Genomic DNA, 25202 nt, shown 5'->3' on the forward strand with positions numbered 1-25202 from the left:
CACGACGACGCCCGCGTGCCGCTCGAAGACGGCGGTGAGCAGCGCGTCGTGGCGGGCCATGACCTGGCGCATGGCCTGGGTGTGCTGCTCCCACAGGCGCGTGCTGCCCTCCACGTCCGTGAAGAGAAACGTGATCGTGCCGGTGGGCAGGGGCCGGGCCGTCCACGCGCTCATCGCCGTGCCGCCGCGTTTGCTGCACGCCGCTCAACGCCCACAGCATACACGCGCGGCCTCACCCCCGGCCCCTCTCTATGGCCCGCCACCGCGTGGAGCGCGATGTTCGATGGAGAGGGGAGCTTCTGATCGGAGCCGAGGAGCCCCTACGCCCCGCCTTCAGCCCCAACCGTCCCGAACTACGATCTCCCCTTCCCCTAGCATTGGGGGCCAAGGGATGAACCGGGGGATGGGGGCCGCCGCGCCGGCCACTGCTCGCGGGCGGCGGCGTTCTCCGGCGAGGCGAGGCAGTCGGCCAGCAGCGCGCGCGACTCCGCCAGCACGGCCGGCATGGCCGCGTCGAAGCCGCGCCGCAGCAGCCGCTTCGTCGCCGCCTGCGCGGCGCGCGGACCGTCGAGCAGCAGCCGCACCACGCGATCGGCCTCCGCCTCAAGCCGCTCGGGCGGCGCGAGGAAGTCGACCAGGCCGAGCCGCAGCGCCTCCTCGGGCGGAATCCACTCGCCCGTGAGCAGGATGAGCCGCGCGTGGCCGAAGCCGACCTGGCGCGGCAGGCGGAAGACGGCCATGCCGGGAAAGAGTCCCAGCTCGCCGGCCGGCAGACCCAGCTTGCAGTCGCCGGCGCAGACGCGCAGATCGCAGGCCAGCGCCAGTTGCAGGCCGCCGCCCAGGCAGTAGCCGTGCAGCGCCGCCACGCTCACCGCATCCAGCGCCTCGATCGCGGCGAAGACACGCTCCTGCTCCTCGTAGAACCCCGGGGGCATCCCCTCACGGCTGAGCATCTCGCGGTCCATGCCGGCGCAGAAGGCGCGGCCCGCTCCGCCCAGCAGCACCACGCGGATCTCCGGCCGCGCCGCCACCGCCTCGACCGCGGCGCCCAGGCCGGCGATCCATTCGGGATTCTCGGCGTTGAGCACCCGCGGCCGGTTCAGCGTGATCCGCGCCAGCGGCCCCTCGCAGGCCAGCAGCACCGCGTCGTCGCTCATCGCCCGCCTCCCATTTGGCTTGTGGCACTCACGCCCCGGCCACGCGCCGCGCCTGCCTGGCCCAGTACGGCTCGCGCAGCTCGCGCTTCAGCACCTTGCCGGAGGCGTTGCGCGGCAGCTCCGCCCGGAACTCGATCGAGCGCGGCAGCTTGTAGCCCGCCAGCCGCTTGCGGCAGAAGCCCGTGATCTCCGCCGCCAGCGCCTCCTCCGCGATCTCGATGTCCGCGCGCCGCACGAGGATCGCCTTCACCGTCTCGCCCCAGCGCGCGTCCGGCACGCCGATCACCGCCGCATCGGCCACGGCGGGATGCTGCATCAGCGCATCCTCGACCTCACGCGGATAGATATTCTCGCCGCCCGAGACGATCATGTCCTTCACCCGGTCCTGGACGTAGAGATAGGCGTCCTGGTCGATCATGCCCGCGTCGCCGGTGTGCAGCCATCCGTCGCGCAGCGCCTCGGCCGTGGCCTCCGCCAGCCGCCAGTAACTGCGCATCAACTGCGGTCCGCGCACGGCGATCTCGCCGGTCTGGCCGGGCGGCAGCGGCCGGCCGGCCGCATCCACCACGCGGACCTCCGTGCCGGCGACCGGGCGTCCGGCGGAGAGCAGCAGTTCCGGCCGCTCGCTCAGGGCCAGCGTGTGGTCGGCCGGCGAGAGGAAGCTCACCGCCACGGTCGCCTCCGTCATGCCGTACGCCTGCTGGAAGCCGCAGCCGAAGAAGGCCGCGGCCCGCCGCAACGTCTCGGCAGTGATCGGCGAGGCGCCGTAGAGGATCAGGCGCAGGTCAGGGAAGCTCAACGGAGTCTCGCCGGCCGTGTTCAGGCAGGCGAGCAGCATCGCCGCGACAAGCACGGCGTAGGCAATCCGCTCCTCGCGCAGCGCCCGCAGCACGCGCGTTGGCTCGAACTCTTCGTGGAGTACGAGACTGCCCCCTATCTGCACCACGCTGAAGGTGGTGAAGACCGCCGCCGCGTGGAAGAGCGGCGCGACGACGAGGCTGCGGTCGCCGCGCCGCAGATCGAGGCCCAGCTTGATCTGCGCGAGGTTCGCCTGCACCGCGCCCTGCGTGATCACGGCGCCTTTGGGCCGTCCCGTCGTGCCGCTGGTGTACATCTGGTAGAGGTCGCAGTCGGGCGTGACCTCGACGGCCGGCGGCGTGGCGGGCTGCGCGGCGATCCAGCCCGCGAACGCCTCCCAGCCGACCGGCGGCGCCTCGGCAAGCACGATGCGCCGGCGCAGCAGCGGCAGATCCGCGGCGATGCCGTCAATCGTGGCGGTGTACTCCCGCCCGGCGATCACCAGCGCGGCCTCGCTGTCGGCCAGCACGTGCGCCACTTCCGGCGGCGCCAGGCGGTAGTTGACCGGCACCAGCGCCACGCCGGCCAGCGAGGCGCCGTAGTAGCAGAGCGGGTATTCGAGGCAGTTCTTCGCCAGCAGCGCCGCACGCTCGCCCGGCCGCACGCCCGCGGCCAGCAGCGCGTTGGCGATGCGGCAGACCGCGTCCCGCGCGGCGGCGTAGCTGAGGCGCCGCGCGCCCTGCACGGCGAACTCGGCGTCCGGCTGCTCGCGGGCGTGGTAGAACAGCGCGTCGTGCAGCCGCATGCCGCCCTCCGGCATCATCGCTTCCGAGAGGGCAGTATAGCTGAGTGGGAGAGGACGCAGGGCGGAGGAATCGCGGAGGAATCAAGGAGCACGGGTGGACGGCGCCCATCGAGAGAGGAACACATCCCGCCGGTCGGACCGGTGCTCTCCCAGCCGGCCACTCAGCGGCTGGCGCCGTGGGTTACTGCACGCAGGGCGATTCCGGCGAGACCTCGGTGTCGATCAGCTCGCCGGTAATCAGCGCCCATGGCAGGCCGTTGCGCTGCGCCTGGCGCAGGGCGCGCTCGGCCTCCAGCACCAGCTCGTCGGCCTGCACCTGCAGGTCCACCTGTGTGCGCGCCGACACGCCGGCCGCGGCCTGCGCCGACAGCATGCGGCGGTCGGCTGCCAGCGGCTGCTGCAGCGCCTGCACCAGCCGCTCGGCGACATTGCTCGCGTCCACCGGCCGGTGCATATCCTCCAGCAGCAGCAGGAACTGGCCGCCGGCCAGCCGCGCCAGCGTATCGTTGGGGCGCAGGCGGTTCTCCAGGCGTTCGCCCACGGCGCGCAGCAGCGCCCCGCCCGTCTGGGCGTCGAGCGGCTCATCGCTGCCTTCGGGGTCAGCGGTGGCTGGTTGCACCTCGATGAAGAAGACGGCCACGCCGCTGCCGCGGCGGCAGGCGCCCAGCAGGGCGTGGCTCAAGCGATCCATGAACAAGAGCTGGTTCGGTAGGCCGGTGACGTCGTCGTAGTAGGCCTGCAGCGCCTGCAGGGCCATGGCCGGCCGGGACTCGATCGCGGTTGCTGGCATGCCGGACCTCAATCCCTCACGCGCGGCCGCGTCGAGCCGGTCCGCGGTGCGTGTCTCTAGTGGTTTTCCCTATGGTCACCGTAGGTATCGAAGGCGGCTTGCGGGCCTTAAGACCCCATCACGCCGAGTGTGGATCGTCCTCTTCCTCGCCGAGGCGGATCGCGGCGTCGCCCACGCCGGGCACGGCTTCGAAGGCGTCGAGCACCGCCGCCAGCGAGACGCGCCGCGGCGCCAGCAACTCCAGATCGATACGCACGCCGGCGCCGCCGGGCACGCGCTCGCGGCGCAGCGCGTGGATTTCGCAGCGCACCGCCTCTGCCACGCGTTCAAGCGTCGCCAGCGCGATCGTACCCGCCGGGTCGTGCACCGTGACGCCGAGCGGGCGCGGCTGCGGCCGCACGGCGCGCTCGATCAGTTGCACCGGCACGAGCGCAACCACCATCACCAGCGTGGTCAGGCTGGCGGTGGCCCAGAGCCCCGCGCCACAGGCCACGCCGAGGGCGGCGACCGTCCAGAGCGTGGCCGCCGTGGTCAGGCCGTGGATGCCCGAGCGCTCCTTGAGAATGCTGCCCGCGCCCAAAAAGCCGATGCCGCTGATCACCTGCGCGGCGATGCGGTCCGGCGAGCCATTGCTGCCGGTGGCGCTGAAACCGTAGCGGCCGGCCACCGTGGCCAGCGCCGCGCCGATGCCCACGAGCATGTGGGTGCGCAGGCCGGCGGAATGGCCGCGCCACTGCCGCTCAATGCCGACGACGGCGCTGAGCGCGGTGGCCACCAAGACGGGCCAGGCGCTGTCCTGAACGAGGTGCATCTTCGCCTCGCCCCGCGTGGAGTGTTTCGCGGATCAGCGTACGCGCGCGGCGGCGCTCGGGGCAGAGGCGGGGCGTAGCGGATAAAGGCGGCCGGACCGCCGGCAGCGCCATCCTGCTTCCTTCGGTCCGGCGGCCCCGCCATTCGGTGTAGCGCACAACCAACCCACGCGGGTGAGCCGTGCGCGGCCAGCCTCGGGCAGACTGAGTGCAGGCAGCGGACTTGTCCCGCCGGGTTGCCGTACCCGGCGGTCCACGGTTCCGCTTGCCGAACCGATGTGCACGGGACACCCGCGAACGGACACGCGACGGAGCGAGCAAAGCCACTCGCTCCGTCGCGCGCTATTACAGCATCAGCAAAGGATTGTACGATGTACCGCTACAGCCCGATCGGTCTGATCGTCTTGATCCTGGTGATCATCCTGATCTTGTACGTGGTGGGCGCGATCTAACGGCGAGCGCGGCCTGCTTCGCCCCGCCGTTCTTCCCGCACGCGCAGCCGCTCCATCGTCGCTTCGCGGTCTCGAACGGTCCTGGCATCGAGTTCGACATGCAGGGCGTTGGCGCGCACCAGCGGGCTCGGGTCGCGCTTCAGCCGCGCCGCCGCCTTGCGCAGCCGGTAGAACAGCGGCCACGGCACGCGGCACGGGCAAACCTGCCGCACGGCGCGGGCACGAATCCATTCGTCCTCCGACTCCAGTTCGGTGAGGATGCGCTCTACGCCGGCATCATCCAGGACGCAGGCGCGCTGCTGCTCGACGGTGGTTACGAAGAACTCCAGATGGGCGCGGTTCGAGGGCGAAATCCGTTGGCTCAGGGGCGTTCTCCTTCGAATGACTCGAATGCCATGCTCGCGGCGGCCGGCCAAGCAGCAGACCGGCCTTCTTCCATATGCACTCGGCGCTCATGCTACTCTCGCGACCGATCGCTGGCCAGGCACGCACGCCGGGCAACGCGACCCCGGTTGGACTACAGTGTGCGCGGCGCCTGCAAATCGCAGCGCGGCGATCGTTTATATAGTCGGAATCGGCGCACGGCCATAGGGCGAGGCACCGCTGGATCCCGGCGGAGGGGGCGATGGCACCGTTGGCCGGCCGGCCGCTGCCACGGCTCCGCACGCCGCTGCTGGGGCGGGACGCGGATCGAAGAACTCTTCCGGCACGTCCTCTTCGATCGGCGCCGGCTCGCGCTCGTCCTGGCCCATCCAGACGAAGACGATTCCCTTGAGCGTGCGCGTGGGGAAGACGCCGATGGCCCTCATCCTCACCCCCTTACCCCTCTCCTTCTCCCAAGCCTGGAGAGAAGGAGAGGGGCGATCCCGGGGGAGGAAGTTCCATAGCCGGCGCGGTTAACCTGGCAGCAGCCGAGCCAGCACCCTAGGATCGTCTCCTTCTCCCATTCGTTGCACGATAGGAGAAGGAGACGATCCGACGCCGAGCGTCCCGATCAGCCTACGGTTAACCCAACGTGGCCCCGCTCAGGCAACGCCCAATCGCCCCTCGCCCATCGTGCAACGAATGGGAGAGGGGCCGGGGGTGAGGGCCGAAGGCTATGCCGGCGCGCCCGCTGCCGCCCGGTTCGCTGTTCCCTGTTCCGTGTTCCCTGGCTCGAACACGGCGAAGCACTTATTCGAGTTCAACGCCCAGGTCTCGACGAAGTCGCACTCGCCGGGCGTGCGGCCCAGCGCCTCCATCGCCCCGGCCAGGCAGAACCAGTTGAGCATCTCCTGCTGGCCCGACGATTCGATCTCCGCGAGCGAGATCTTGCGCCAGGTGTCGTAGTCGCCGCGGCGCAGCGCCTCATAGAGGCGGCGGTCGGCCGGCACGTCGGGATAAAGCTGGTAGTTCTTGTCGGTCAGAAAGGCGTGCGACCAGCTCGAGGACGCGATCAGCGCCGCGCGGTAGGGGCTGTCGCGCAGCACGCGCGCCGTGGCGGCGCCGACCTCCATGCAGCGCTTTGGCGAGGGTGAGGGTGGGTCGAGGTTGGCCTCCGGAACGGGGTTGGCGAGGCTGGCGCGGCCGCCCTTCTGCGCGATCACGCGGCGGCCGTAGCAGTTCACCTGGAAGGCGATGAGCGGGTAGGGGAAGCCGGTGCGGTCGTAGTCCAAAAAGAGACGGGTGTTGACGAAGGCGTGGCCCAGCCCTTCTTTGTGCAGCGGCTGGTAGGCGTAGGCCATGTCGATACCCTGCTCCAGCAAGCCCGCCGCGAGGTACTTCGCGGCCTGGCGGTGGCCCTCGACGCGGAAGGCCGTGTCGCGCGGCTCTCCCCAGACGTTGCTCGGGCCGTCGTTGTACCAGACCTCGCGCTGCCAGGGCTGCACCGTGACTTCGTCGTAGGCGAGGATGCAGAACGGCGGGATGATGTCGTCGGTGAAGTTCTCGTACTGGTCGTCGCCCCAGACCACGACGACATCGGGCTTGAACTGGTCCAACACCTCGCGGGCGCGACGGAAATACTGCACCAGGGCGGCACGGTGGGCGGTGGCCGCCGCCACACCGGCGTCGCCGGCGTACTCCCGGCGCAACTGCTCCGGCCAGTTGGCGGGGTCGCGGTAGCGCTCGGGCAGGCCGGGGTCTTTGAGGATGCCGCGCAGAATGCCGGCCATGTTCTGGTCGACGCCGGTAAGCGGTGGGTAGTGGGTCACGCCCAACCCCAGGATCTCGCCCATGCTCTGCTCCTCGTTGCTTCGATCCCCACCCGGCAGCAGTGAGCCGTTCGCGAGCCGTTGCAGGCGCGGCCGCCGCGCGCCGGTTGCCCTAATACAATGCCCGCCGCGAAGGGATGTCAAGCAAACACCGGCGGCATTTGGGGACAGGCCAGAAGGCGCCGATCGGCGGAGCCTCGGCGAAGGAAGGCCGCCGGGAAGACACTGGAAGAACATTCCTGAGACGACATTGACGGATCGCGTACGAATGATTAATCTCGTCGGCGCTGGCGTGGTGAGGAGGTGAGGCGGAAGGCACGAGCGGCGCACGTGAAGGGTGCGCCAGAAACGGAAGGGGCGGTGGTCATGGATGCGAAACGGCTCCTCGGGATCTTCGTGCTAGTTGGCCTCGCGGCCGGACTGCAAGCGCACCCCCCGGCGAGAGCGCAGACCAGTGCTCCTGGTCCCAGCGCCGTTATCCTGCTTCCCAGCGTCTCGCGCGCCTTCGACATCGGCTGGGTTGACCCGGCTTCGCACCGCTACTATCTCGGCGATCGGACAAACGCCGCGATCGATGTGGTGGACACCACCAGCAATACGCTGGTGACGCAGATCGGCGGCTTTGTCGGGGCGAAGGCCAGCAACGACGCATCGGGGCCGGACGGCGTGCTCGTCATTCCCGACGCGAATCAGCTCTGGGCGGGCGATGGCGACAGCACGGTCAAGGTGATCGATCTGACGACGGATTCGATCATCGCGACCATCTCCACCGGCGGCACGACGCGCGCCGACGAGATGGCCTACGACGCGGCGGATCACATCTTCATCGTCACCAACGATGCGGAGACGCCGCCGTACGTCAGCTTGATCTCGACGACCAGCATGACCGTGCTGGGAAAAGTGCCGTTCCCGGACGCCACCGACGGCATCGAGCAGCCATCATGGAGTGCGGATACCGGCCTCTTCTACCAGGCCGTGCCGGTGAGCAAGACGAATGCCGGCGGCGAGATCGACGTGATCGATCCGAAGACGATGCAGATCACCGGCGTCTTCCCGCTGGACACCTGCAAGCCGGCGGGGACGGTGATCGGCCCGAACAGGCAGCTGCTGGCGGGCTGCAGCGACCCCGGCCGCAGCGAGATCATCGACATCGGCTCCGGCAGCATCGTCGCCACGATCACGCAGATCGGCGGCTCGGACGAGGTCTGGTACAACCCCGGCGACAACCGCTACTATCTCGCGGCCTCCGGCGCCACCTCGGACGGCACCAGCAAAGGCCGGTCCACGCCGACGCTCGGCGTGATTGACGCGGCGACGAACACCTGGCTGATGAACGTGCCAACCGTCGGGGCGGCCCATTCGGTTGCGGCCGACCCGGCGACGAACGCGGTGTACGTGCCGATTCCGAACATCGGCATCGCCGTCTACCAGATCCCGTGACGGGCTGCCGGACACTCTCCCGGCGGCGCACGCGAGCTTCCGTTCTGCGAACCGGGCGTGGGAAACCCCACGCCCGGGCGTTCGCTTGCGCGAAAGCCGCGGCGGCGCGAACGCCGCCGCGTTGACAGGGCGCCGCGGCCGTTCGCAGAATGCGGCAACCGCAACAGCGTTCTGCGCCCGCGCTCGCCGCGAGCGGCAAGGAGAGAGCCGATGCCCACGCGCTACACCGACGACCCGATCCGCGTGATCGACATGGACAGCCACTACACCGAGCCGCCGGACCTGTGGACCGGCCGCGCGCCCGCCGCCTTCAAGGACCGCGTGCCGAAAGTCGTCACCAACGACGACGGCAGCCAGCACTGGGTCGTGGACGGCAACGTGCCCTTCGGCCCGCTCGGCTTCACTGTCGTCAAGAAGGACGGCGATAAGGTCCAGGGCGTGCTCAGCCTCACGCGCTTCGAGGATCTGAGCCGCGCCGCTTACGACGTGCCGGAGCGCCTGAAGTTTTTGGACGAGCACGGCATCTACGCGCAGATCATGTTTCCCAACGTCGCCGGCTTCGGCAGCCAGAAGTTCATCCAGATCGCGGACAACGACCTGCGCAAGCTCTGCGCCGTGATCTACAACGACCGCATGGCCGACATCCAGAAGCAAAGCGGCGGCAGACTCTACCCGCAGGCGCTGGTGCCGTTCTGGAACATCGACGATGCCGTGGCGGAGATCACCCGCGCCCGCCACGACCTGGGCCTCACCGGCATCGTCATGTGCGACACGCCGCAGGCGTTCGGCCTGCCCTCGCTCGACGCGCCGCAGTGGGATCGCTTCTGGTCCACCTGCGAGGACCTCGACCTCGCCGTCAACTTCCACATCGGCGCCGGCACCACGGCAGCGTTCAGCCAGCCGTGGAGCACGATCTCGACGCCGACGCGCATCGCCATCGGCTCGGTGGCGCTGTTCCTCGATAACTCGCGGGCGCTCTCCAACATGATCTTCAGCGGCGTGCTGCACCGGCATCCGAAGCTGAAAGTCATCTCCGTGGAGAGCGGCATCGGCTGGATCCCGTTCCTGCTGGAGGCGATGGACTACGAGTTCGACGAGGTGGTGCCGATCGAGGAGAAGCGCGCCCTCTGGGGCGACCTGCGCCCGCGCGACATCTTCCGGCGCAACTGCTACGTCTCGTTCTGGTTCGAGAACTGGGCGCCGCGCAACGCGATCGAGGAGATCGGCGCCGACAACGTGATGTTCGAGACCGACTTCCCGCACCCCACCTGCCTGTATCCAAAGGTGAAGGAGCAGGTGGCCGCGGTGCTCGGCTCGCTCTCGCCGGAGCTGCGCAAGAAAGTCCTGCACGACACGGCGGCGCGGGTCTACAACCTGCCGGTCTAGGGCGTAGGGTGCAGGCGCCGCTGAGCCAGCGCCCGCGATGGGCAGATCGCCGCGGGCCGGGGCATCCGTTGCCTCGCTGCCTCCGTCATTCACGCCGCCCTGTTTAGGACGTAGCGGTGGTTGGTCACGGTGACGCGGCTCTGGGCTAAAAAGGCGAGCTTGAGGCGCGAGCCGGCGAGATGGTGCAGCCCGCGCCGGTCCCGCCCTGCCAGTACCGCAATGAACGCGGGCTACGGCCCCGGCGGAGTGGCGGCGGGAGTCGCGGCCACCGCCGGAAAGCCGGAGACATACTGCCGCGACGCCACGTCGAAGTAGAAGATCGTGCCGTCCTTCGCCTGTAGCTTCAGCGTCTCCCCGATCGCGTCGACGATTTTGATCGCACCGTGCTTCGTCGGGGTGGGATAGTCCGCTCTGTCACCCTCCAGGCTTGCTCCACACGGGCCGAACATCCAGCCCTGTACCACGAGCACTCCCTGGCTGTAGTCATCCAGCGCCGCGCCGGCCTTCCGTGTGCCGGCATAAGCGATCACCGTGTGGCCGTCCTGCGGCGGCAGCGCAATCCATTGGTTCTCCATCAGGTAAGCCGGGCCAAACTCGACCTGCCGCTCGTCCACGACCTGCCCGGCGCCGGCGCTGCGGCCGGAGGGAATCCTCGGCGGGCGGCAGGGTTCGGGCGTGGTGTGCACCGGCGGCGTGGGCCTGGCCGACCGCTCCGCCGGGTGCTCGTAGAAGTAGACGCAGCTACTAATTCCGTTTTGGAGCCCCTGCCGCTTGAACGGCGCCGCCCGATACTCGTCCTCCGCGCCCAGTACGCGCAGGCAGTAGAGCTCTGCCGGCGAGAGGTCGGCCGGGTCGGTCGCGGTGCGCAGCGGGCGCGGCGTCGGCGCCACGTTGGCCGCGAGCGACTGAGTGTCCGTGACCGCGTGGCTGCCAGCGCCGGTGCCCCGGCCGTGCCGGCTGGTCGCCGCCGCCACCATCAATGCGACAACGGCGCTCACCACGCCTACCAGCAGCGCGGCCACGGCGACCCGCGGCGCCCATCTCCCGATCGCGCGACTCATGTGAGCGATGCTACGGCACGACGTGCAGCCCGTCACTCGACGGCGCGCCGTCTACGGCCCCGCCGGCGTGGCTGCCGGCGTTCCCCCCGTTGCCGGGAAGTTGGCGACGTACTGCCGAGTGGCGACATCGAAGTAGAAGAGCGTGCCGTCCTCCGCTTGCAGCTTCAGCGTCTCCCCGACCGCATCGATAATGCGCACCTCACCATTGCGGCCAGGCGTGAGGTAGTCCGTGGGGCTCCCGGTCGTCCAGCCATGATTGTCTCGGCAGGGGAAATCCCGGTACTCCTGCACGATCACGACGCCCTGGCTGTAGTCCTGGGCCGCCGGACCCGCCCGGCGCGTGCCGGCGTATACAATGACGGCGTTGCCCTGGTCGATCCTGAGCCAGGAGTTGAGAAGCTTGTAGCCCATGCCAAAGCCGGTACTGCCCTCGTCGGTAAGCTCACCGCCGCCGAGTGGGCGCCCATGGCGGTACGCCTGCGGGTTGCAGACGTAAGGCGTGCCGATGGGGCGGAGCAGCGCCGCGGGTGAATTGACCACCGGGTGGTTGTAGTACTGAACGCAGTCCACAATGCCATTCTGCAACCCTTGGCGCTTAACCGGATCCCGCCGATACTCCTCCTCCGCTCCCAGCACGCGCAAGCAGTAGACCTCCGCCGGCGAGAGGTGGCTCGGGTCGGTCGGCGTGGCCGCCGTCGCCAGGCGCTGGGCGACGGTGCTCGCGGTGCTCCCACCGGCCGGGCCCGATCCGCGACGGACGCTGCGCTGCGCGACCGCGGCCAGGACCAGCCCGCCGGTAACGCCTACCACCAGCAATCCGGCCGCGATCCGTGGTGCCCATTTTCCCATCGCGCGGCGCACCATCGCCTGTTCTCCTTCGCCTACGGATGATAGGGAAAGCCGTGATTCTGTACGACACAGCTCGAGAAGTCCGGCGGGAGTTGCAGCACATGGCTGCCGTTGTAGACGAACTGATAGTCCCAGGCGATGTCAGAGGACCAGGACGGCGTTTGGCCCGTGTAGCCGGCCCAGTGCGGATCATTCAGCGCATTCCACAGCGCGCCGTACCCGCTGCTAGGTGGATATGCCAGCGCGTTGTTGGGACCCACAGCGGCCACGCACTCCGTCCATGGGCCTTGCGCCACGAACCCGTGCGCATCGGGGACACTCCTTGGATCGTTCGCGGAGCCGTACAGGGCGATGTATTGCCACTCCTGCGCGTAGACGGCCCCGTAGATCTCGGGCATCGATCGAACGATTGGCGCGCCGTAAGCGATGTGGTATACACCGGAGACCGTCCAGTGATTGCCGCCCTGACTGGAATCAAAGCTGATGTTGGCAATGTTGCAGTACCGGCCAGGCTGATACGTGCAGCCCGCCTGACCGGCCCAATTCGGATCGCAGCCGTCACAGGTTCCATAATTGATGAGCGGCCGGGCTCCAGCAACGTTACCGTATGTGTCAAGCCAGGTCGTAGTGTTGCTCGCCGTGTTCCAGTCTGGCTCCATGTCGCTCGCGCCGATCACGATGAAGTCGCCCGCGATGCCGCTGGTGGGGTCATTCGCGGCAGACTGCACCGAGAGCACGAAGTTCGCCCAGTCTATGCCCGCACGGTTGTAGTCGACGGTCTCGAGGCCTTTGTAGTTGTTGGTTCCGATCCCCACCGTGATCGGGATCCTGCCGCCACCGCGAACATAGCCTTGAAGGAAGTTCATGACGAGGTTGCTCACCGTCCCCAGGGTGACCGAGATGCTGCCTGTTGGCGGAAGTAGGGTTCCAGCCTGGTTTCCAACACCATCCGGCGCCAGGTATGTCTGCCGGCCGAGGTCGAGGGCCAGCATGCTGGGCGGGATGCCGCTCCCTCCGATGGCAGCACCCAGATCATTGGCCCTGCCTCCATCGTTTTGCGAGATGTAGGCACTGATCGTCGCTCCCGGCCACGGTGCCTGTACGACGGGCGCGGTGAAGAACTCCGGCCAGGTGTAGGTGGGCCCGGCAGTGGACAGCGTCTGCGTGCAAACCTGCTCGATGTCGGCGCCGTTGCAGGCGGTCACGATCCAGCGGTAGACATCGCCGCTCGTAAGGGCTGGCAGCGCATCGCTGGTGCTGATGCCGATGCTGGCGTTCTGTTGCACGAACTGCCCCGTGTCCTGATCGTAGACATCCACGTAGTAGTGGGTCTGCCCGGGCGCCGGGTTGTTGTTCTGCGTCGAGGCGTTCCAGGTCAAGGTCACCGTCGTGCCGGTGTTCGTCGCTCCATCCGCGGGAGCGGTCTGCTGCGCCGCACTCGGCGCCGGCGCGGTGCTGAACAGCCACTCCGTGGCGCTCCAGTCGCCGCAGCTCCAGTCGTTGCAGCCGTACACCGCCCAGAAGTAGGAGAGCCCCGCCACCAGCCCCTCGCTCGACGGGATCGCTTGCGACAGCGCTGTCCCCGCCGACAGCGTCGGCAGCGTGGAGCTCGTCCCGTCCTGCCAGTTCAACAGCCAGACCCCGATGGTGTAGGTGGTGATCCCGCTCACGCTGTTCGTCGGTGCGCTCCACGACACGGTCGGCGTGGTGCCCTCGGCGGCGGTGTAGTTGAGCGGCGCGCTCTCAGCCGGTCGGTCCGGCGGCGGAGCGGTCGTGAATGGATCCCACGTCGGGCCCCAGCCGGAGCAGGGCCAGTCGTTGCAGGCCTGCACGTTCCAGGTGTACGACTTGCCGTAGACCAGATTGAAGCTCGCCGGCACCGGCACGCTGAGCGCGGTGGTGTAGGCCGTGGTGCCCATCAGCGTGCCGCTGTCGCCGTCGAACACGCCGGCGCTGTACTGCGTCACGCCCGCGTAGGCGCCGCTCGGCTGGCTCCAGCTCAGCGTCGGCGTCGGGCCGGTGTTGTTGACGTTGTTGGGAGAAAGCAGCGGCGGCGCGGCGGGGGCGTTGGCAGTGCTGAAGGGGAACCAGCTCGCGCCCCAGCCCGAGCAGGCCCAGCCGTTGCAGGCGTAGGCGTTCCAGGTGTAGGACGTGCCCAGTACCAGGTTGAAGCCCGCCGGCACCGTGGCGCTGGTGCCGGTCGTGCCCGCCGTCACGCCCATCTGCGTCCCCGTGTCGCCGTCAAACACGCCCGCGTAGTACTGGGTCACGCCCGCGATCGCGTCGGACGATGCGCTCCAGAACAGCGTCGGCGTGGCGCCGATGCCGCTCACGTTGTTGGGCGAGGAGAGCGCTGGCGGCGATGGCGCGTTGGCGGTGCTGAACGGGGCCCAGCTCGGCCCCCAGCCGGAGCAGGCGCCGGCATTGCAGGCCGTGACGTTCCAGGTATAGGAGCGGCCGTAGACCAGGCTGAAGCTGGCCGGCACCGCCACGCTCAGCGCCGCGGTGTAGCCGGTTGTGCCCATCGTCGCGCCCGTGTCGCCGTCGGTCACCGTCGCGCTGTAGACCGTCACCCCGGCGATCACGCCGCTGGGCTGATTCCATGAGAGCGTCGGCGTCGTGCCCGTGCCCGAGACGTTGTTGGGCGCGACCAGCGACGGTGTGCCGGGCGCCGGCGCGTTCATGCTGAAGGACCAGAGCGGGCTCTGCCCCGGACAGCTGCTGGCGTCGCAGGCGAACACCTCCCAGTAGATCAGGTGGCCGTCGGGCATCGTCGGCAGCGTGAACGAGGTGGTAGTGAGCGCGCCGGAGTAGTTGTAGGTGGAGCTGACGGTGCTGTCGAGGTAGGCGACATCGTAGGAGAGCGTGTTCGGCGCCGTGTTCCAGCGCAGGACGACGGGGTTGAACTGGCCGGTGGCGCCGTCGAGCGGGCCGATCAGCGTGGGGTTGCCGGGGCCGGTCTGCGCTGCGGCGGGCGCCGGGCGCAGGAAGGCAGGCGTGAGCAGGAGGCCGAGCAGCAGGGCGCCGAAGAGGGCGACGCGGCGGGGCAGGCGGTACGGCATGGTCGGCGCCTCCGGAGGGCGGCTGGCAGGGACGTGGCGCAAGCGCCCGGTGCGGCGCGCAGCAGCATCAGTGCCCGGCGGGATGAGCGGCCGGAGCGGGCCGTGCGGGTGTCGGCACCGGCGTGCCCAGCGCCTTCCCTGCCGGCGTCGGTGGCGGTGCCGGCGTGGCGAGTCTGCCGCCCGGCGCCGAAGCCTGAGCAGCGGGCGTGGGCCGCGGCGGCGTGCCCGTGGGATGGGCAAGTTGGCTCGACGTGTGCGGCGGAGCCGGCGTGGGCTGCGCCCGACGCGCGCGATCCGTGGCTGCCAGGTGGTCCGGACCGGGATCGTGCGGCGTGCCCGGCGAGGGCGTCTTGAGCGGCGGGAAGGGGGCAGGTGTACCCGGCGGTGCGGAGAGCGCCGGGCCGAGACTGTCGCCGGGGTGGGCGGTGGTCACGGCCAGGAGCAGGAGCAGACGCTGGTGGGGCAGACGTATGGCGGGGCTCCGAACGGCGCTCGTACTCGTACTGAAGCGCTGTCGCGAATTCTACCCCCCATTCGCGTCCTGTCAATACAGATACAGTTACGTATTGGTGATATACGGGCTACAAGCTAGGAGCGAACGCTTGGCCTGGCGGCCTTTCGGACGAAACCGAGTGTCACCGCCCTGCGCTCGGGCCGCCTTGTGCAGCACGTAGCGGTGGTTGGTCACGGTGACGCGGCGCTGGCCCAAAAACGCCAGCTTGAGGCGCGAGCCGGTGAGGTGGTGCAGCCCTTGCTGCGCCGCCTGGCGGAGATCGACGTGCAGATCGTGGCCGAGCGCGCCGACCGCAAAGGCGCGCACGAATAAAGCTGGCGCCCACGAATCCTCTGCCCTGCGCCCTTCGCCCTACGACGTAGAGACGCCGATCAGGTGGCCCAGGACGACCGTGACGCTGGCGGCGATGGCGCCGACCAGCAGCATGCGCGCGGCGCTCAGCCAGGGGCTGCGGCCGTTGACCAGCGAGATGCCCAGGCCGACCACGACCAGGGCCACGGCGGCGAAGGCCGCGCTCAGCCCCAGTGCCAGCCAGTGGTTCATGGAGATGAAGTAAGGCAGCACGGGGAAGATCGCGCCCGTGGCGAAGGAGACGGCGGACGACGACGCGGCCGTCCAGGGCGAGCCCAGCGCCTCCGGGTCCAGGCCCAGCTCCTCGCGCGTGAGCGTGTCCAGCGCCACGTCCTTGTCGCCGATGATGCGGTGCGCCAGCCGCTCCGCGTCATCGCGCGGAATGCCTTTCGCCTGGTAGATCAGCGCCAGCTCCTCCGCCTCCTCCTCGGGCGCCGTCTCCAGCTCGTCCTGCTCCAGCGCGATCTGGCGCTGAAACAGCTCGCGCTGCGAGGTGATCGAGATGTACTCGCCCGCGGCCATCGAGAAGGCGCCGGCGAGCAGGCCCGCGAGGCCCGTGAGCAGGATGAAGCTGCGGCCGGGATTCGCGCCCGCCACGCCGAAGACCAGGCTGAGGTTGGAAACCAGGCCGTCGTTGACGCCGAAGACGGCGGCGCGCAGGCCGCCGCCGGCATCGCGCCGGTGCCAGCGCTCGCCCGCGGCGATCTGGCTGCCGGAGACGCCGCGCGGATTCGCCATTGCCGAGAAGATGCGGGCATGCGAGCGCTCCTGCTGCGGCAGGCCCGCCGCGTCCGGCTGGTCGTCATACATGCTGACGTCCGACAACTCGTTCGCCATCACCATCGGCAGCACGGAGCCAACGCCGAAGCGCCGGCCCGCCGTGCGCAGCACCCGGCCGCGCAGCGAAACGCCGGGCTTCGGCAGCGGCGCGCCGGCGTCGCGCAGATAGCCCTCCCAGCGGGCGGCGTGCTGCTCTTCGACCGCGGCGAGCTGGCGCAGCACATCGGCGCGCGCCGGGTCTTTCTCGGCGTCGGCCAGCGAGCGGTAGAGCGCCGAGGCTTCCCATTCGCCCTTCAGGTTCGCCTGCCAGCGCCGCACATCCTCGCGCGACGCGGGTTTCTGTTCAGCAGCCACGAAGATAACCCCCTGCCGGCGACGCCGCGATACCGGGAGCGGCGTCCGACACGTACAATTGTAGCGGCTGCAGCGGCAGGGCCGATCGGTCGCGGCCTTCGCCGGCGGCCACGGATCGCCGTGTCGCAGTACAAGGTAACGCCCGCGTATGATTGCCGAGGTTTGACAGCGATGGCCCATCTCCTCGTCGTGGAAGACGAGGCGCGGCTGGCACGGCTGATCAAGCGCGTGCTGGAGGAAGAAGGGCACGTGGTGGACCTGGCGCACGACGGCGACACGGCGCAGGAGCTGGGGCAGGCGCCCGGCTTCGACGCGATCGTGCTCGACGTGCTGCTGCCGGGCCGCAACGGCTTCGATGTCTGCCGCGAGCTGCGTGCCGCCGGCGTGCAGACGCCGGTGCTGATGCTCACCGCGCGCGGCGCCGTCGAAGACCGCGTGGTAGGGCTCGACGCCGGCGCCGACGACTACCTCACCAAGCCCTTCGCCTTCGAAGAGCTGCTGGCTCGCATCCGCGCCCTCACGCGCCGCCCGCCCGCCATCGTCCCCGGCGCCGGCAGCCTCTCCGTCGGCGACCTGACGATGGACCTGGTGCGGCACGAGGTGCGGCGCGGCGGACGCCTGATTCCGCTGACGGTGAAGGAGTACGCGCTGCTGGAGTATTTTCTGCGCCACCCGAACCAGGTGCTCAGCCGCGCGCAGATCCTCGATAACGTCTGGGGCTACGATGCCGAGACGGCGGCCTCGGTGATCGACATCTACGTCCACTACCTGCGCAACAAGATCGACCGCGGCGAGCGCCAGCCGATGCTGTTCACCGTGCGCGGCGTCGGCTACTCCCTGCGCAGCGGAGAGCCGGCATGAACGCCCGCGCGACGTTCGGCAGCCTCGCCGCCTGGCGCACGCGCCGGCTGGCCGAGGTGCGGCCGTCGCTGCCGCCCGCGGCGCGGTACCTGCGCAACGCCCGCGTGCGCCTGACCGTCTGGTACGTCGGCATTCTCTTCGTACTGCTGGTGGCGGCGGGGCTCGGCTCGTATCTCGTGCTGGCGCGCGTGCGGGCGGAGGAGGTGGACAGCGACCTGCGCAGCGTGGCGCTCGACCTGGCAAACCGCGCCGCCACGCTGCCGGCGGCGCAGGCAAGCGGCGACGGCCCGACCTACGCCGGCCTGCTCGGCTTCGACGGCAGCGCGTCGTCGGTAAACACCGGCCCGCACTCCGACGTGTTCTACGTGGTCTGGCCGGTGGGCGGTGTGCCGGACGTGTACACGCCGCCGAACCTCAAGCTGAAGGGGTTCCCCGACTCGGCCAGCGTCAACGCGGCGGTGGCCAGCGGCCACGCCGACCTGCGCACGGTGCACAAGGACGGCCAGGCGTACCGCGTGCTCTCGCAGATCGTGCGCCGTAACGGGCAGCCACCCGATATCGAGCAGGTGGGGAAGTCGCTGGGGCCGTACCAGAACGAGCTGCGCGACACGGCGCTGGTGCTGGCCGGCGTGGGCATCGGCGCCCTGGCGCTGGCGGCGATGGGCGGCATGCTGGTGGCGGGGCGGGCGCTGCGCCCGGCGCAGCTGAGCTGGCAGCGCCAGCAGGAGTTTGTCGCCGACGCCTCGCACGAGCTGCGCACGCCGCTTTCGCTGATTCGCGCCGACGCCGAGGTGCTGCTGCGCGCCCCCACGCGGCCCGTTGCGGAGAACCGCGACCTCGTCGAAGACATCGTGCACGAGGCCGATCACCTGAGCGCGCTGGTCGCGGACCTGCTGGTGCTGGCCCGGCTCGACGCGGGCCAGTTGCCGCTGCACAAGAGCGAGATCGATGCCGGCGAGCTGCTCAAGGAGCTGGGCAGCCAGACGGTGCGCCTGCTCGCGGGGCGCGACATCGGCCTGCTGCTGCGCCGGCCGCGCCGACTGGTCGTACATGCCGACCGCGACCGCATCGTCCAGGTGCTGCGCATCCTGATCGACAACGCCCAGCGCCACACGCCGGCCGGCGGCTCGATCACGCTGCGGGCGCGGCGCACGGGTGGCCGCGTGCAGCTCAGCGTGGCGGACACCGGCAGCGGCATCCCCCCGGAGCACCGGGAGCGTGTGTTCGAGCGCTTCTACCGCGTGGACGCCGCCCGCGGCCGCACGGACGGCGGCGCCGGCCTGGGGCTGGCGATCGCGCGCGGGCTGGTGGAAGCGCACGAAGGCCGGCTCTGGCTGCAGAGCGAGCGCGGGCGCGGCACCACCGTCTTCGTCGAGCTGCCGGGCTGATCCGCTCTCCCTCTCTGCTGCGTTCCGGCGCAGCGGAAGTCCGAAACAGGCGTGCGCCGCCACGGCTGCGCCGGTCCTTGGTACGACAAGGGCGCTTGCCCGTTCACCCCGCCGGCCTCGCGACACCGTTTGCACCCGGGTGATCTGCCGGCTCGCCGCGCTTGACTGCCCGGACTGCCTGGCCCGCCCCTGCCAGGACGGCCGGCAGCCGCACCCGCGTCGCCGCGCTACGCTGGCACGCAGAACGGGCGGCGGGTCGATGTGTCCTCCGGCGCCGCCGAGCCGCGACGACCCCGCACAACCACGGACTGAGGAGAAAGGCGATGACCGCTGCCAGGCCCGAGGCCGCTGGCGTTCACTATCTCAACCCCGCCGGCTTGCCCGGGAACCCCGCCTTCAGCCAGGCCGTGGCGGTGACCGGTCCCGCCCGGACGATCTACATCGGCATGCAGAACGCGGTGGACGCCGCGGGCACGATCGTGGGCAAGGGCGACGTCGCGGCGCAAACGGAACAGGTGCTCAAGAATATCGAGATCTGCCTGGCCGCGGCGGGTGCGCGGCCGGAGCACCTGGTGATGTGGACCATCTACGTCGCACAGGGGCAGCCGGTTCCGCCCGCGTTTGCGGTGTTTCAACGCTGGTGGGGCGGCCGGCCCAACCCGCCGGCGAACACGGTCCTGCTCACCCCGGCCTTGATTGTCCCCGACTTCCTGATCGGCATCGAGGCGATCGCCGTGGTGCCGCAGAGCGGCTGAGGCCGCCACCTCCTGGTCTGTCTGCCGCACCGCCTGAGCGGCGCCGTCTCGCCGGGGCCGGACCGCGCGCTGAAACCGCCGTATACTGCTGAGCGGCGGGTCGCGGTGCTGCCCCACGCCGTGGCCGTGGTGGAGGAGCGAGCCGATGCGTGGCGTCGTCTTTACCGGCAACCGAGCACTTGAGATCCGCGGCTTTCCGGACCCGCACGCTGGTCCGGGTGAGGCCGTTGTCCAGATCCGCGCCTCCGGCCTGTGCGGCAGTGACCTGCACGCCTACCGCGGCCCGCAGGCGCTGCAGACGATCAGCGGCCATGAGCCCTGCGGCGTGATCGCCGAGCTTGGTCCCGGTGCGCCGGCGGGGCTGAAACCCGGCGACCGGGTGATGGTGCACCACTACGCCGGCTGCGGCCTCTGCGAGATCTGCGCGATGGGCTTCGAGCAGGCCTGCCCCAACGGCCGGGTCACCTATGGCGGCGGCACGGGGCATGGCGCCAACGCCGACGCGATGCTGGTGCCGGCGCGCACGCTCGTGCCGCTGCCGGACGAGCTCAGCTTCGAGGAGGGCGCCGCGATCGCCTGCGGCACCGGCACCGCCTGGTGCGGGCTGAAGAAGCTGCACATCGCCGGCGGCGACACCGTCGCCATCTTCGGCCAGGGCCCCGTCGGCTTGAGCGGCACGGCCAGCGCCGCGGCCATGGGGGCGCGCGTGATCGCGGTGGACGTCCTCCCGGCGCGGCTGGCGCTGGCGAGGGAGCTGGGGGCCGACGCGGTGCTGGACGCGGCCGCTGGCGACACGGTGGCGGCGATTCGCGACCTCACCGGCGGCCGCGGGGCGAGCGCTTCGCTGGAAACGTCGGGCCAGGCGGCTGCCCGTTCGCAGTGCCTGGAGGCGCTCAGCCCCTTCGGCCGCTGCTGCTACGTCGGCATCGGCGGGCCGGCGTCGATCGACTTCAACCGCGATGTGATCTTCAAGGTGGCCACGATCTACGGCTCGTGGACCTTCAGCAAGGCGGAGCTGATCGCGATCGCCCGTTTCATGGTCGAGCGGAACGTGCCGCTGCAGAAGCTGATCACCCACCGATTTCCGCTGGACCAGGCGGCGGAGGCGTTCCGCACCTTCGACGGCGGCGCCGCCGGCAAGTGCATGATCGTTCCCTGACCGCCTGGCGAGCCAGGGCGTCCCTCCGCTTCAGCCGCCGGAGACCGCCATGCCTTCGAGCGCGGCGAAGTCGGCGTCGATGCGTGCGCCGCGCTGCGCGATCCAGGGGCGCAGGGCGAGGTCGGTGTGAATGTAGCGCCGGTTCTCCCTGATGCCGCGCACGACCAGCGCGGCGACTTCCGCCGGCTCCAGTTGCTGCAAGGTTGCCGTGCGCGCCTGGCGTGCCGACGACGGGGCGCCGAACTGCGCCGGACGGTTGCGCTCCGACTCGTAGATGCGCGTGTTCACGCCGCCCGGACAGAGCACGGAGACGCCGATCCCCTCCGGCGCGAGATCGGCCCGCAGTGACTCGGAGAAGCCGACGACGGCGTACTTACAGATGGTTTCAAAACCGGCGTTCAGGTGCGATCGCACACCTGCAAGCGGGAACCCGAGCCGGTTTTGAAACCATGTCTTAGTCGTGGTGTAGACGCCGCGGTCGGGGGAAGCGCTCAGCCCCGCCGCCGAGGCGGTGTTCACGATCTGCGCCTCACCCGCGCCCGCCCTGCGCAGCAGCGGCAGGAAGGCGCGCACGCCCTCGATCACGCCGAGGAGGTTGACCGCCAGCAGCCAGGCCCACTGCTCGCGCGTCGCCTCCGCCAGCGAGCCCGCAATGTACACGCCCGCGTTGTTGCAGAGCACGTTAACGTGCCCGAATTCGTGCTCGGCGCGGGCCGCGAGCGCCTGCAGCGACGCGGGGTCGCCGACGTCGGTGTGCACGGCCAGCGCACGCACGTCCTGTGAACGTGAACGCAGCTCACTGGCGACCGTCTCCGCCGCGTCGGGCTCGATGTCGGCGACGATCACGTGCATGCCCTCGCCGGCAAATGCATGTGCGAGGGCGCGGCCGATGCCGCTGCCGCCGCCCGTGACCACCGCGATCCTGCCGTGCAACTCCTGCATCGCCGCCTCCAGCCGCCCGCGGCGCGGCGCGCGCGGACGTGCTGATCGTGGGCGCGCCCCGCGGCCCTATCAAACGCGTGCGAGGGCGCGTACGAGAGAATGTACGCCGGTCATCCGGTTTGGCTCCGCGCGGTGGGCAGCACGGGCCGGGCGGCAGCGCGTCGCCGTCCCCACCAGCCCCGGCGTCCGCGGTTGCGGGCAGCGCAGCGTGGCCGTAGGGCGCTATATTCGTAGCGTCCCGCCACGGGCAGGCTGCTATTGCTATGCCGCGCCCGCCGGCCCGGCTGCGCAACGCTGCACACGGACGAAAGGCGGATGAATCTGGACGCGGCAAGGCCGCTGCACGTTGGCATCGCCGGCCTCGGCATGGCCGGCGCGGGTATCGTCAACACGCTGGCCGCGCTGCCGCAGATTCGGCTTGTCGCCGCGGCGGACCCGCGGGCGCCGGCGCTGGCCGCGTTCCGCGAGCGCTTCCGCGGGCACGGGTATCAAAGCCTGGAGGGCCTTTGCGCCGATCCGAAGGTCGAGGCCGTCTGGCTGGCGACGCCCACACACCTGCACTGCGAGCAGGCGATCGCCCTGGCCGAGCACGGCAAGCACGTCGTCGTCGAGAAGCCGCTTGCCGTCTCGTTGGAGGAGTGCGAGCGCATGATCGCGGCCGCCGAGCGCAACGGCATCGCGCTGATCGCCGGTGGGGCGCGCAGCTTCGAGCCGGCCTTTGCCGGGATGCGGCGCATCATCGCCTCGGGCCGGCTCGGGCGGCTGGGCGGGCTGACGACCTGGGCGTTCCTTGGCTGGATGCTGCGCCCGCGCGAGCCGCACGAGGTCGACGTGAGCCGCGGCGGCGGCGCCGTCTACAACCAGGCGCCGCATGCGGTCGACGTGCTGCGTCTGCTCGGCGGCGGGCTGGTGCGCAGCGTGCGGGCGATGACGGGCGAGTGGCTGCCCGAACGGCCTTGCCCCGGCTACTTCTGCGCCTATCTCGAATTCGAGGACGGCACGCCGGCAACGCTGGTCTATAACGGCTACGGCTACCTGCACGCCTGGGAGCTGCTGCCCTGGGGTGAAACGCCGCAGCGCCAGGCGGCGGCGGAGCGGGCCAGCGCCTACCGCCGGCAACTGCGCCTGGGCACGGCGGACGAGTACGCGGCGCGGGAACGGCTGCGCTTCGGCGGTTTACCGGAGCGCCCAGCCGCGGAGCGGGGTGGCACGGACAGCTGGACGCCGGGCGACGCGGGGCTGGTGATCGCGAGCTGCGAGCGCGGCGAGCTGCGCCAGTCGGCCACGGGCCTGTACGTCTACGACGACGACGGCCGCCACGACGAGCCGCTGCCGCCCGGCCAGAGCCTGCGCCTGAACGAGGTGACGGAGCTGCTCGCTGCGATCGGCGGCCGCCCCGCGCTGCACGACGGCCGCTGGGGCATGGCCACGCTCGAAGTCGTGCTGGCGATCATGCAGTCGGCCGCGGAGCGCAAGGAGATCCGCCTACGGCGCCAGGCGCCGTACGGCTGACGCCGCGCCGCAGGCGGCGCGCGTCCACCGCTTCGCCCGCGCCGCGGCGAGGCTCTGCTATGATCGTCGCGATGGTATCTGCTCGATGAACCTGATGCGCTGCACCGTCGTCGATCCCCACGGCGCCGTGAGCTTCGTCGCTCCCGGCGAGGCGCTGCCCGCGCTGGCGGCGGCCTGCGCCCGCAACCCGGCCACCCTGGCGGAGCTGCTGGAGCTGGCCGACCCGCTCTACGCTGAGTTGCGCGAGCGCATCCTCAATGGCCTGGCCCTCTTCGACGAGCGCAACCGGCCCGGCAACTGCGCGGCGATCCACCAGGCGCTCGACGTCTGCGCCCCGCACCAGCAGCCCGTCTTCCGCGTGCTGGACGACCGCACGCGCGAGGCGAGCCTGCAGCCGGTGAAGGCCGGCGCCGTGCTCTTCAACCTGCTGGGCAAACGCATCGTGCAGTTGCAGAACAGCTACCGGCATGTGCAGCGCAGCGGCCGCTTCCGCGTCTTCGACGGCCGCCGGCTCACCAACCGCTCCTTCCACTACCAGCTTCCCGGCGAGTGGGCGATCGTGCCGTAGGCGGCCGCACCTGCATGGCGTTCTCACTTCACTACAGGCTCAGCCGATAGCCGCGGTCTGCAGGAAGGCGAGCGCCCGCGCCAGCAGCGGCTCCGGGTGGCACCAGAGCTGCAGGTGGCCTTGCTTCGGCACGGTGACAAGCTCGGCGTGCGGCAGCGCCGCGGCCAGCTCGCGCACGGCGGGCGTGAAACTGTCCGACCCGCCGCCGTAGAGCAGCAACGGATCGCCGATCGCGTGCAGGCCCGCGGGCGGCTCCCACAGCGCCTGGGCGCGGTAGCGCGCCGCGTGCGCTGCCGGGTCGGATGCGAGCATCACCGGCCGTAGCGGCAGCATCGCCGGGTCGCCGTCGAGCGGCGGCGCAAGCGCGGCGAGGCCCTCCTGCTCGATGCGCGCCGCCGAGCGCGTGCCGACGTCACGACGCGGCAGCCAGCCCACGGCGCCGCCGGCAATCAGCGCCCGCAGCCGGCCCGGATGGGCCGCGGCGAAGCGCAGCGCCAGCAGCGCTCCCAGCGAGAAGCCCCAGCACAGCGCCTGCTGCAGCCCCTCGGCTGCCAGCACCGCGTCGAGGTCGTCGCGCATGGCATCGGCCTTGTACGCCGCGTCCTCGTGAGGGCAGTCGCTGCTGCCGTGGCCGCGCAGATCGGGCACGATCAGCCGGAAGCGCGTCTGCAACGGCTCCGTGTAGCCGAGAGTCTCCCACAGCTCGCCGTTGCAAAGGCCCGGATGCAGCAGCAGCAGCGGCGGACCGTCGCCGAGCACACGATAGCGGATGGTGATCGCGCCGTTCCGGGCTGATCGCACCGGCCTGATCCTCCCGACGTTTGCTGCGGCCACGGTAGCCGATCCGCGGGGCAGCGAGCAGAGCCGTCTGCGCGGGCGCGCCCGGCCGAAACACAGCGCGGCGCCCGCGTCCGATTCGAATCGGACGCGGGCGCCGGCTGCTTCCTGGTGAAACGGCGGGCTAGACGCCGGCGGCGGCCAGCTCGCGTTGCGGGCCGGGAATGCGCTCGACGATCAGCTCGATCTCCGGCTCGGTTTCGATCGGCTCGGCGATCGGCTCGGCCTGCGAGCGTTCACCCAGCCAGCTCGCGACTTTGGGCCAGAGCGTCTGCACCGCCTTGCGGCCCGCCGCCAGGCCGACATGGCCGCCCGGCATCACCACCAGCTCCTTGTCGCTGCTGCCGACGAGCTCGGTCTGCACACGCGTGGCCGGCAAC

At 70.4% G+C, this 25202-nt stretch carries 23 protein-coding genes; 9 read left to right on the forward strand and 14 right to left on the reverse strand.

Annotated elements, in window-relative coordinates; all coding sequences use genetic code 11:
• Positions 1-371: 371 nt before the first annotated feature.
• From VKV26_10635 to VKV26_10665, 7 genes are all read right to left on the reverse strand, one after another.
• Positions 372-1157: an enoyl-CoA hydratase/isomerase family protein gene (locus VKV26_10635; protein HLZ70350.1), complete on the reverse strand. Its 786-nt coding sequence runs from the start codon at positions 1155-1157 to the stop codon at positions 372-374.
• Between the two features lie 28 nt (positions 1158-1185).
• Positions 1186-2778, reverse strand: a complete 1593-nt coding sequence (locus tag VKV26_10640) for a long-chain-fatty-acid--CoA ligase (GenBank protein HLZ70351.1) — start codon at positions 2776-2778, stop codon at positions 1186-1188.
• A gap of 163 nt (positions 2779-2941) precedes the next feature.
• A complete protein-coding gene (locus tag VKV26_10645; protein ID HLZ70352.1) occupies positions 2942-3550 on the reverse strand; it encodes a GGDEF domain-containing protein in 609 nt (202 codons plus the stop codon).
• Positions 3551-3668: 118 nt separating this feature from the next.
• Positions 3669-4361: an MgtC/SapB family protein gene (locus VKV26_10650; protein HLZ70353.1), complete on the reverse strand. Its 693-nt coding sequence runs from the start codon at positions 4359-4361 to the stop codon at positions 3669-3671.
• Positions 4362-4807: 446 nt separating this feature from the next.
• Entirely contained in the window at positions 4808-5227 is a 420-nt protein-coding gene (locus VKV26_10655; protein ID HLZ70354.1) for a hypothetical protein, read from the reverse strand.
• Positions 5228-5371: 144 nt separating this feature from the next.
• The gene (locus tag VKV26_10660; GenBank protein HLZ70355.1) at positions 5372-5620 is read right to left on the reverse strand and encodes a hypothetical protein; all 249 of its coding nucleotides are present in this window, start codon (positions 5618-5620) and stop codon (positions 5372-5374) included.
• Between the two features lie 288 nt (positions 5621-5908).
• Positions 5909-7027, reverse strand: coding sequence for an extradiol ring-cleavage dioxygenase (locus VKV26_10665; protein HLZ70356.1), 1119 nt, complete (start codon positions 7025-7027; stop codon positions 5909-5911).
• 342 nt (positions 7028-7369) lie between these two features.
• Between VKV26_10665 and VKV26_10670 the strand changes: the two genes are divergently transcribed.
• Together VKV26_10670 and VKV26_10675 are read left to right on the forward strand one after the other, a co-directional pair.
• On the forward strand, positions 7370-8443 hold the full coding sequence (locus VKV26_10670) for a cytochrome C nitrite reductase (GenBank protein HLZ70357.1): 1074 nt from the start codon (positions 7370-7372) through the stop codon (positions 8441-8443).
• 210 nt (positions 8444-8653) lie between these two features.
• Positions 8654-9829 (forward strand): amidohydrolase family protein, encoded by a 1176-nt coding sequence (locus VKV26_10675; GenBank protein ID HLZ70358.1) that lies wholly within the window; start codon positions 8654-8656, stop codon positions 9827-9829.
• A gap of 230 nt (positions 9830-10059) precedes the next feature.
• On the opposite strand, the gene VKV26_10680 is transcribed toward VKV26_10675, so the two are convergent.
• The 3 genes from VKV26_10680 to VKV26_10690 are packed head-to-tail and all read right to left on the reverse strand — an operon-like array spanning position 10060 to position 14801.
• Positions 10060-10890 carry a hypothetical protein gene (locus VKV26_10680; GenBank protein HLZ70359.1) on the reverse strand — a complete coding sequence of 277 codons (831 nt, stop codon included), beginning with the start codon at positions 10888-10890 and terminating at the stop codon, positions 10060-10062.
• A gap of 51 nt (positions 10891-10941) precedes the next feature.
• Positions 10942-11754 carry a hypothetical protein gene (locus VKV26_10685; GenBank protein HLZ70360.1) on the reverse strand — a complete coding sequence of 271 codons (813 nt, stop codon included), beginning with the start codon at positions 11752-11754 and terminating at the stop codon, positions 10942-10944.
• A gap of 17 nt (positions 11755-11771) precedes the next feature.
• Positions 11772-14801, reverse strand: a complete 3030-nt coding sequence (locus VKV26_10690) for a hypothetical protein (protein HLZ70361.1) — start codon at positions 14799-14801, stop codon at positions 11772-11774.
• A gap of 676 nt (positions 14802-15477) precedes the next feature.
• Here VKV26_10690 and VKV26_10695 point away from each other — a divergent pair.
• Positions 15478-15627, forward strand: a complete 150-nt coding sequence (locus VKV26_10695) for a hypothetical protein (protein HLZ70362.1) — start codon at positions 15478-15480, stop codon at positions 15625-15627.
• A 39-nt stretch (positions 15628-15666) separates the two neighbouring features.
• Here VKV26_10695 and VKV26_10700 read toward each other — a convergent pair whose 3' ends face one another.
• Complete coding sequence (locus VKV26_10700; GenBank protein ID HLZ70363.1) at positions 15667-16800, reverse strand: VIT1/CCC1 family protein; 1134 nt, start codon at positions 16798-16800, stop codon at positions 15667-15669.
• Between the two features lie 171 nt (positions 16801-16971).
• On the opposite strand from VKV26_10700, the gene VKV26_10705 reads away from it, so the two are divergent.
• The 4 genes from VKV26_10705 to VKV26_10720 all read left to right on the forward strand — a co-directional run bounded on the left by VKV26_10705 (position 16972) and on the right by VKV26_10720 (position 20963).
• Entirely contained in the window at positions 16972-17661 is a 690-nt protein-coding gene (locus tag VKV26_10705; GenBank protein ID HLZ70364.1) for a response regulator transcription factor, read from the forward strand.
• On the forward strand, positions 17658-19049 hold the full coding sequence (locus VKV26_10710; GenBank protein ID HLZ70365.1) for an ATP-binding protein: 1392 nt from the start codon (positions 17658-17660) through the stop codon (positions 19047-19049). The genes VKV26_10705 and VKV26_10710 overlap by 4 nt, the downstream gene beginning before the upstream one ends.
• A 323-nt stretch (positions 19050-19372) precedes the next feature.
• Positions 19373-19804, forward strand: coding sequence for a RidA family protein (locus VKV26_10715; GenBank protein ID HLZ70366.1), 432 nt, complete (start codon positions 19373-19375; stop codon positions 19802-19804).
• Between the two features lie 145 nt (positions 19805-19949).
• Positions 19950-20963 carry a zinc-binding dehydrogenase gene (locus VKV26_10720; protein HLZ70367.1) on the forward strand — a complete coding sequence of 338 codons (1014 nt, stop codon included), beginning with the start codon at positions 19950-19952 and terminating at the stop codon, positions 20961-20963.
• A 30-nt stretch (positions 20964-20993) separates the two neighbouring features.
• Here the strand turns inward: VKV26_10720 and VKV26_10725 are convergent, their stop codons facing one another.
• Positions 20994-21905: an SDR family NAD(P)-dependent oxidoreductase gene (locus VKV26_10725; GenBank protein ID HLZ70368.1), complete on the reverse strand. Its 912-nt coding sequence runs from the start codon at positions 21903-21905 to the stop codon at positions 20994-20996.
• Between the two features lie 315 nt (positions 21906-22220).
• Here VKV26_10725 and VKV26_10730 point away from each other — a divergent pair, with 315 nt between their 5' ends.
• The gene (locus VKV26_10730; GenBank protein ID HLZ70369.1) at positions 22221-23417 is read left to right on the forward strand and encodes a Gfo/Idh/MocA family oxidoreductase; all 1197 of its coding nucleotides are present in this window, start codon (positions 22221-22223) and stop codon (positions 23415-23417) included.
• Positions 23418-23502: 85 nt separating this feature from the next.
• On the forward strand, positions 23503-23985 hold the full coding sequence (locus VKV26_10735; protein HLZ70370.1) for a hypothetical protein: 483 nt from the start codon (positions 23503-23505) through the stop codon (positions 23983-23985).
• A 39-nt stretch (positions 23986-24024) separates the two neighbouring features.
• Here VKV26_10735 and VKV26_10740 read toward each other — a convergent pair whose 3' ends face one another.
• Both VKV26_10740 and VKV26_10745 read right to left on the reverse strand, forming a co-directional pair.
• On the reverse strand, positions 24025-24786 hold the full coding sequence (locus tag VKV26_10740) for an alpha/beta fold hydrolase (protein HLZ70371.1): 762 nt from the start codon (positions 24784-24786) through the stop codon (positions 24025-24027).
• Between the two features lie 160 nt (positions 24787-24946).
• A partial coding sequence (locus tag VKV26_10745; protein HLZ70372.1) for a hypothetical protein occupies positions 24947-25202 on the reverse strand: 256 nt, incomplete at its 5' end.

Source organism: Dehalococcoidia bacterium, assembly GCA_035310145.1.
Lineage (GTDB): Bacteria > Chloroflexota > Dehalococcoidia > CAUJGQ01 > CAUJGQ01 > CALFMN01.

Excerpts from the sequence above, each read along its gene's own strand:
- VKV26_10685 (HLZ70360.1), bottom strand. The coding sequence starts at position 11,754 with ATGGTGCGCCGCGCGATGGGAAAATGGGCACCACGGATCGCGGCCGGA.
- VKV26_10710 (HLZ70365.1), top strand. The coding sequence starts at position 17,658 with ATGAACGCCCGCGCGACGTTCGGCAGCCTCGCCGCCTGGCGCACGCGC.
- VKV26_10720 (HLZ70367.1), top strand. The coding sequence starts at position 19,950 with ATGCGTGGCGTCGTCTTTACCGGCAACCGAGCACTTGAGATCCGCGGC.
- VKV26_10735 (HLZ70370.1), top strand. The coding sequence starts at position 23,503 with ATGAACCTGATGCGCTGCACCGTCGTCGATCCCCACGGCGCCGTGAGC.
- VKV26_10725 (HLZ70368.1), bottom strand. The coding sequence starts at position 21,905 with ATGCAGGAGTTGCACGGCAGGATCGCGGTGGTCACGGGCGGCGGCAGC.
- VKV26_10675 (HLZ70358.1), top strand. The coding sequence starts at position 8,654 with ATGCCCACGCGCTACACCGACGACCCGATCCGCGTGATCGACATGGAC.
- VKV26_10650 (HLZ70353.1), bottom strand. The coding sequence starts at position 4,361 with ATGCACCTCGTTCAGGACAGCGCCTGGCCCGTCTTGGTGGCCACCGCG.
- VKV26_10715 (HLZ70366.1), top strand. The coding sequence starts at position 19,373 with ATGACCGCTGCCAGGCCCGAGGCCGCTGGCGTTCACTATCTCAACCCC.
- VKV26_10690 (HLZ70361.1), bottom strand. The coding sequence starts at position 14,801 with ATGCCGTACCGCCTGCCCCGCCGCGTCGCCCTCTTCGGCGCCCTGCTG.
- VKV26_10640 (HLZ70351.1), bottom strand. The coding sequence starts at position 2,778 with ATGATGCCGGAGGGCGGCATGCGGCTGCACGACGCGCTGTTCTACCAC.
- VKV26_10665 (HLZ70356.1), bottom strand. The coding sequence starts at position 7,027 with ATGGGCGAGATCCTGGGGTTGGGCGTGACCCACTACCCACCGCTTACC.
- VKV26_10670 (HLZ70357.1), top strand. The coding sequence starts at position 7,370 with ATGGATGCGAAACGGCTCCTCGGGATCTTCGTGCTAGTTGGCCTCGCG.
- VKV26_10705 (HLZ70364.1), top strand. The coding sequence starts at position 16,972 with ATGGCCCATCTCCTCGTCGTGGAAGACGAGGCGCGGCTGGCACGGCTG.
- VKV26_10645 (HLZ70352.1), bottom strand. The coding sequence starts at position 3,550 with ATGCCAGCAACCGCGATCGAGTCCCGGCCGGCCATGGCCCTGCAGGCG.
- VKV26_10730 (HLZ70369.1), top strand. The coding sequence starts at position 22,221 with ATGAATCTGGACGCGGCAAGGCCGCTGCACGTTGGCATCGCCGGCCTC.
- VKV26_10660 (HLZ70355.1), bottom strand. The coding sequence starts at position 5,620 with ATGAGGGCCATCGGCGTCTTCCCCACGCGCACGCTCAAGGGAATCGTC.
- VKV26_10680 (HLZ70359.1), bottom strand. The coding sequence starts at position 10,890 with ATGAGTCGCGCGATCGGGAGATGGGCGCCGCGGGTCGCCGTGGCCGCG.
- VKV26_10635 (HLZ70350.1), bottom strand. The coding sequence starts at position 1,157 with ATGAGCGACGACGCGGTGCTGCTGGCCTGCGAGGGGCCGCTGGCGCGG.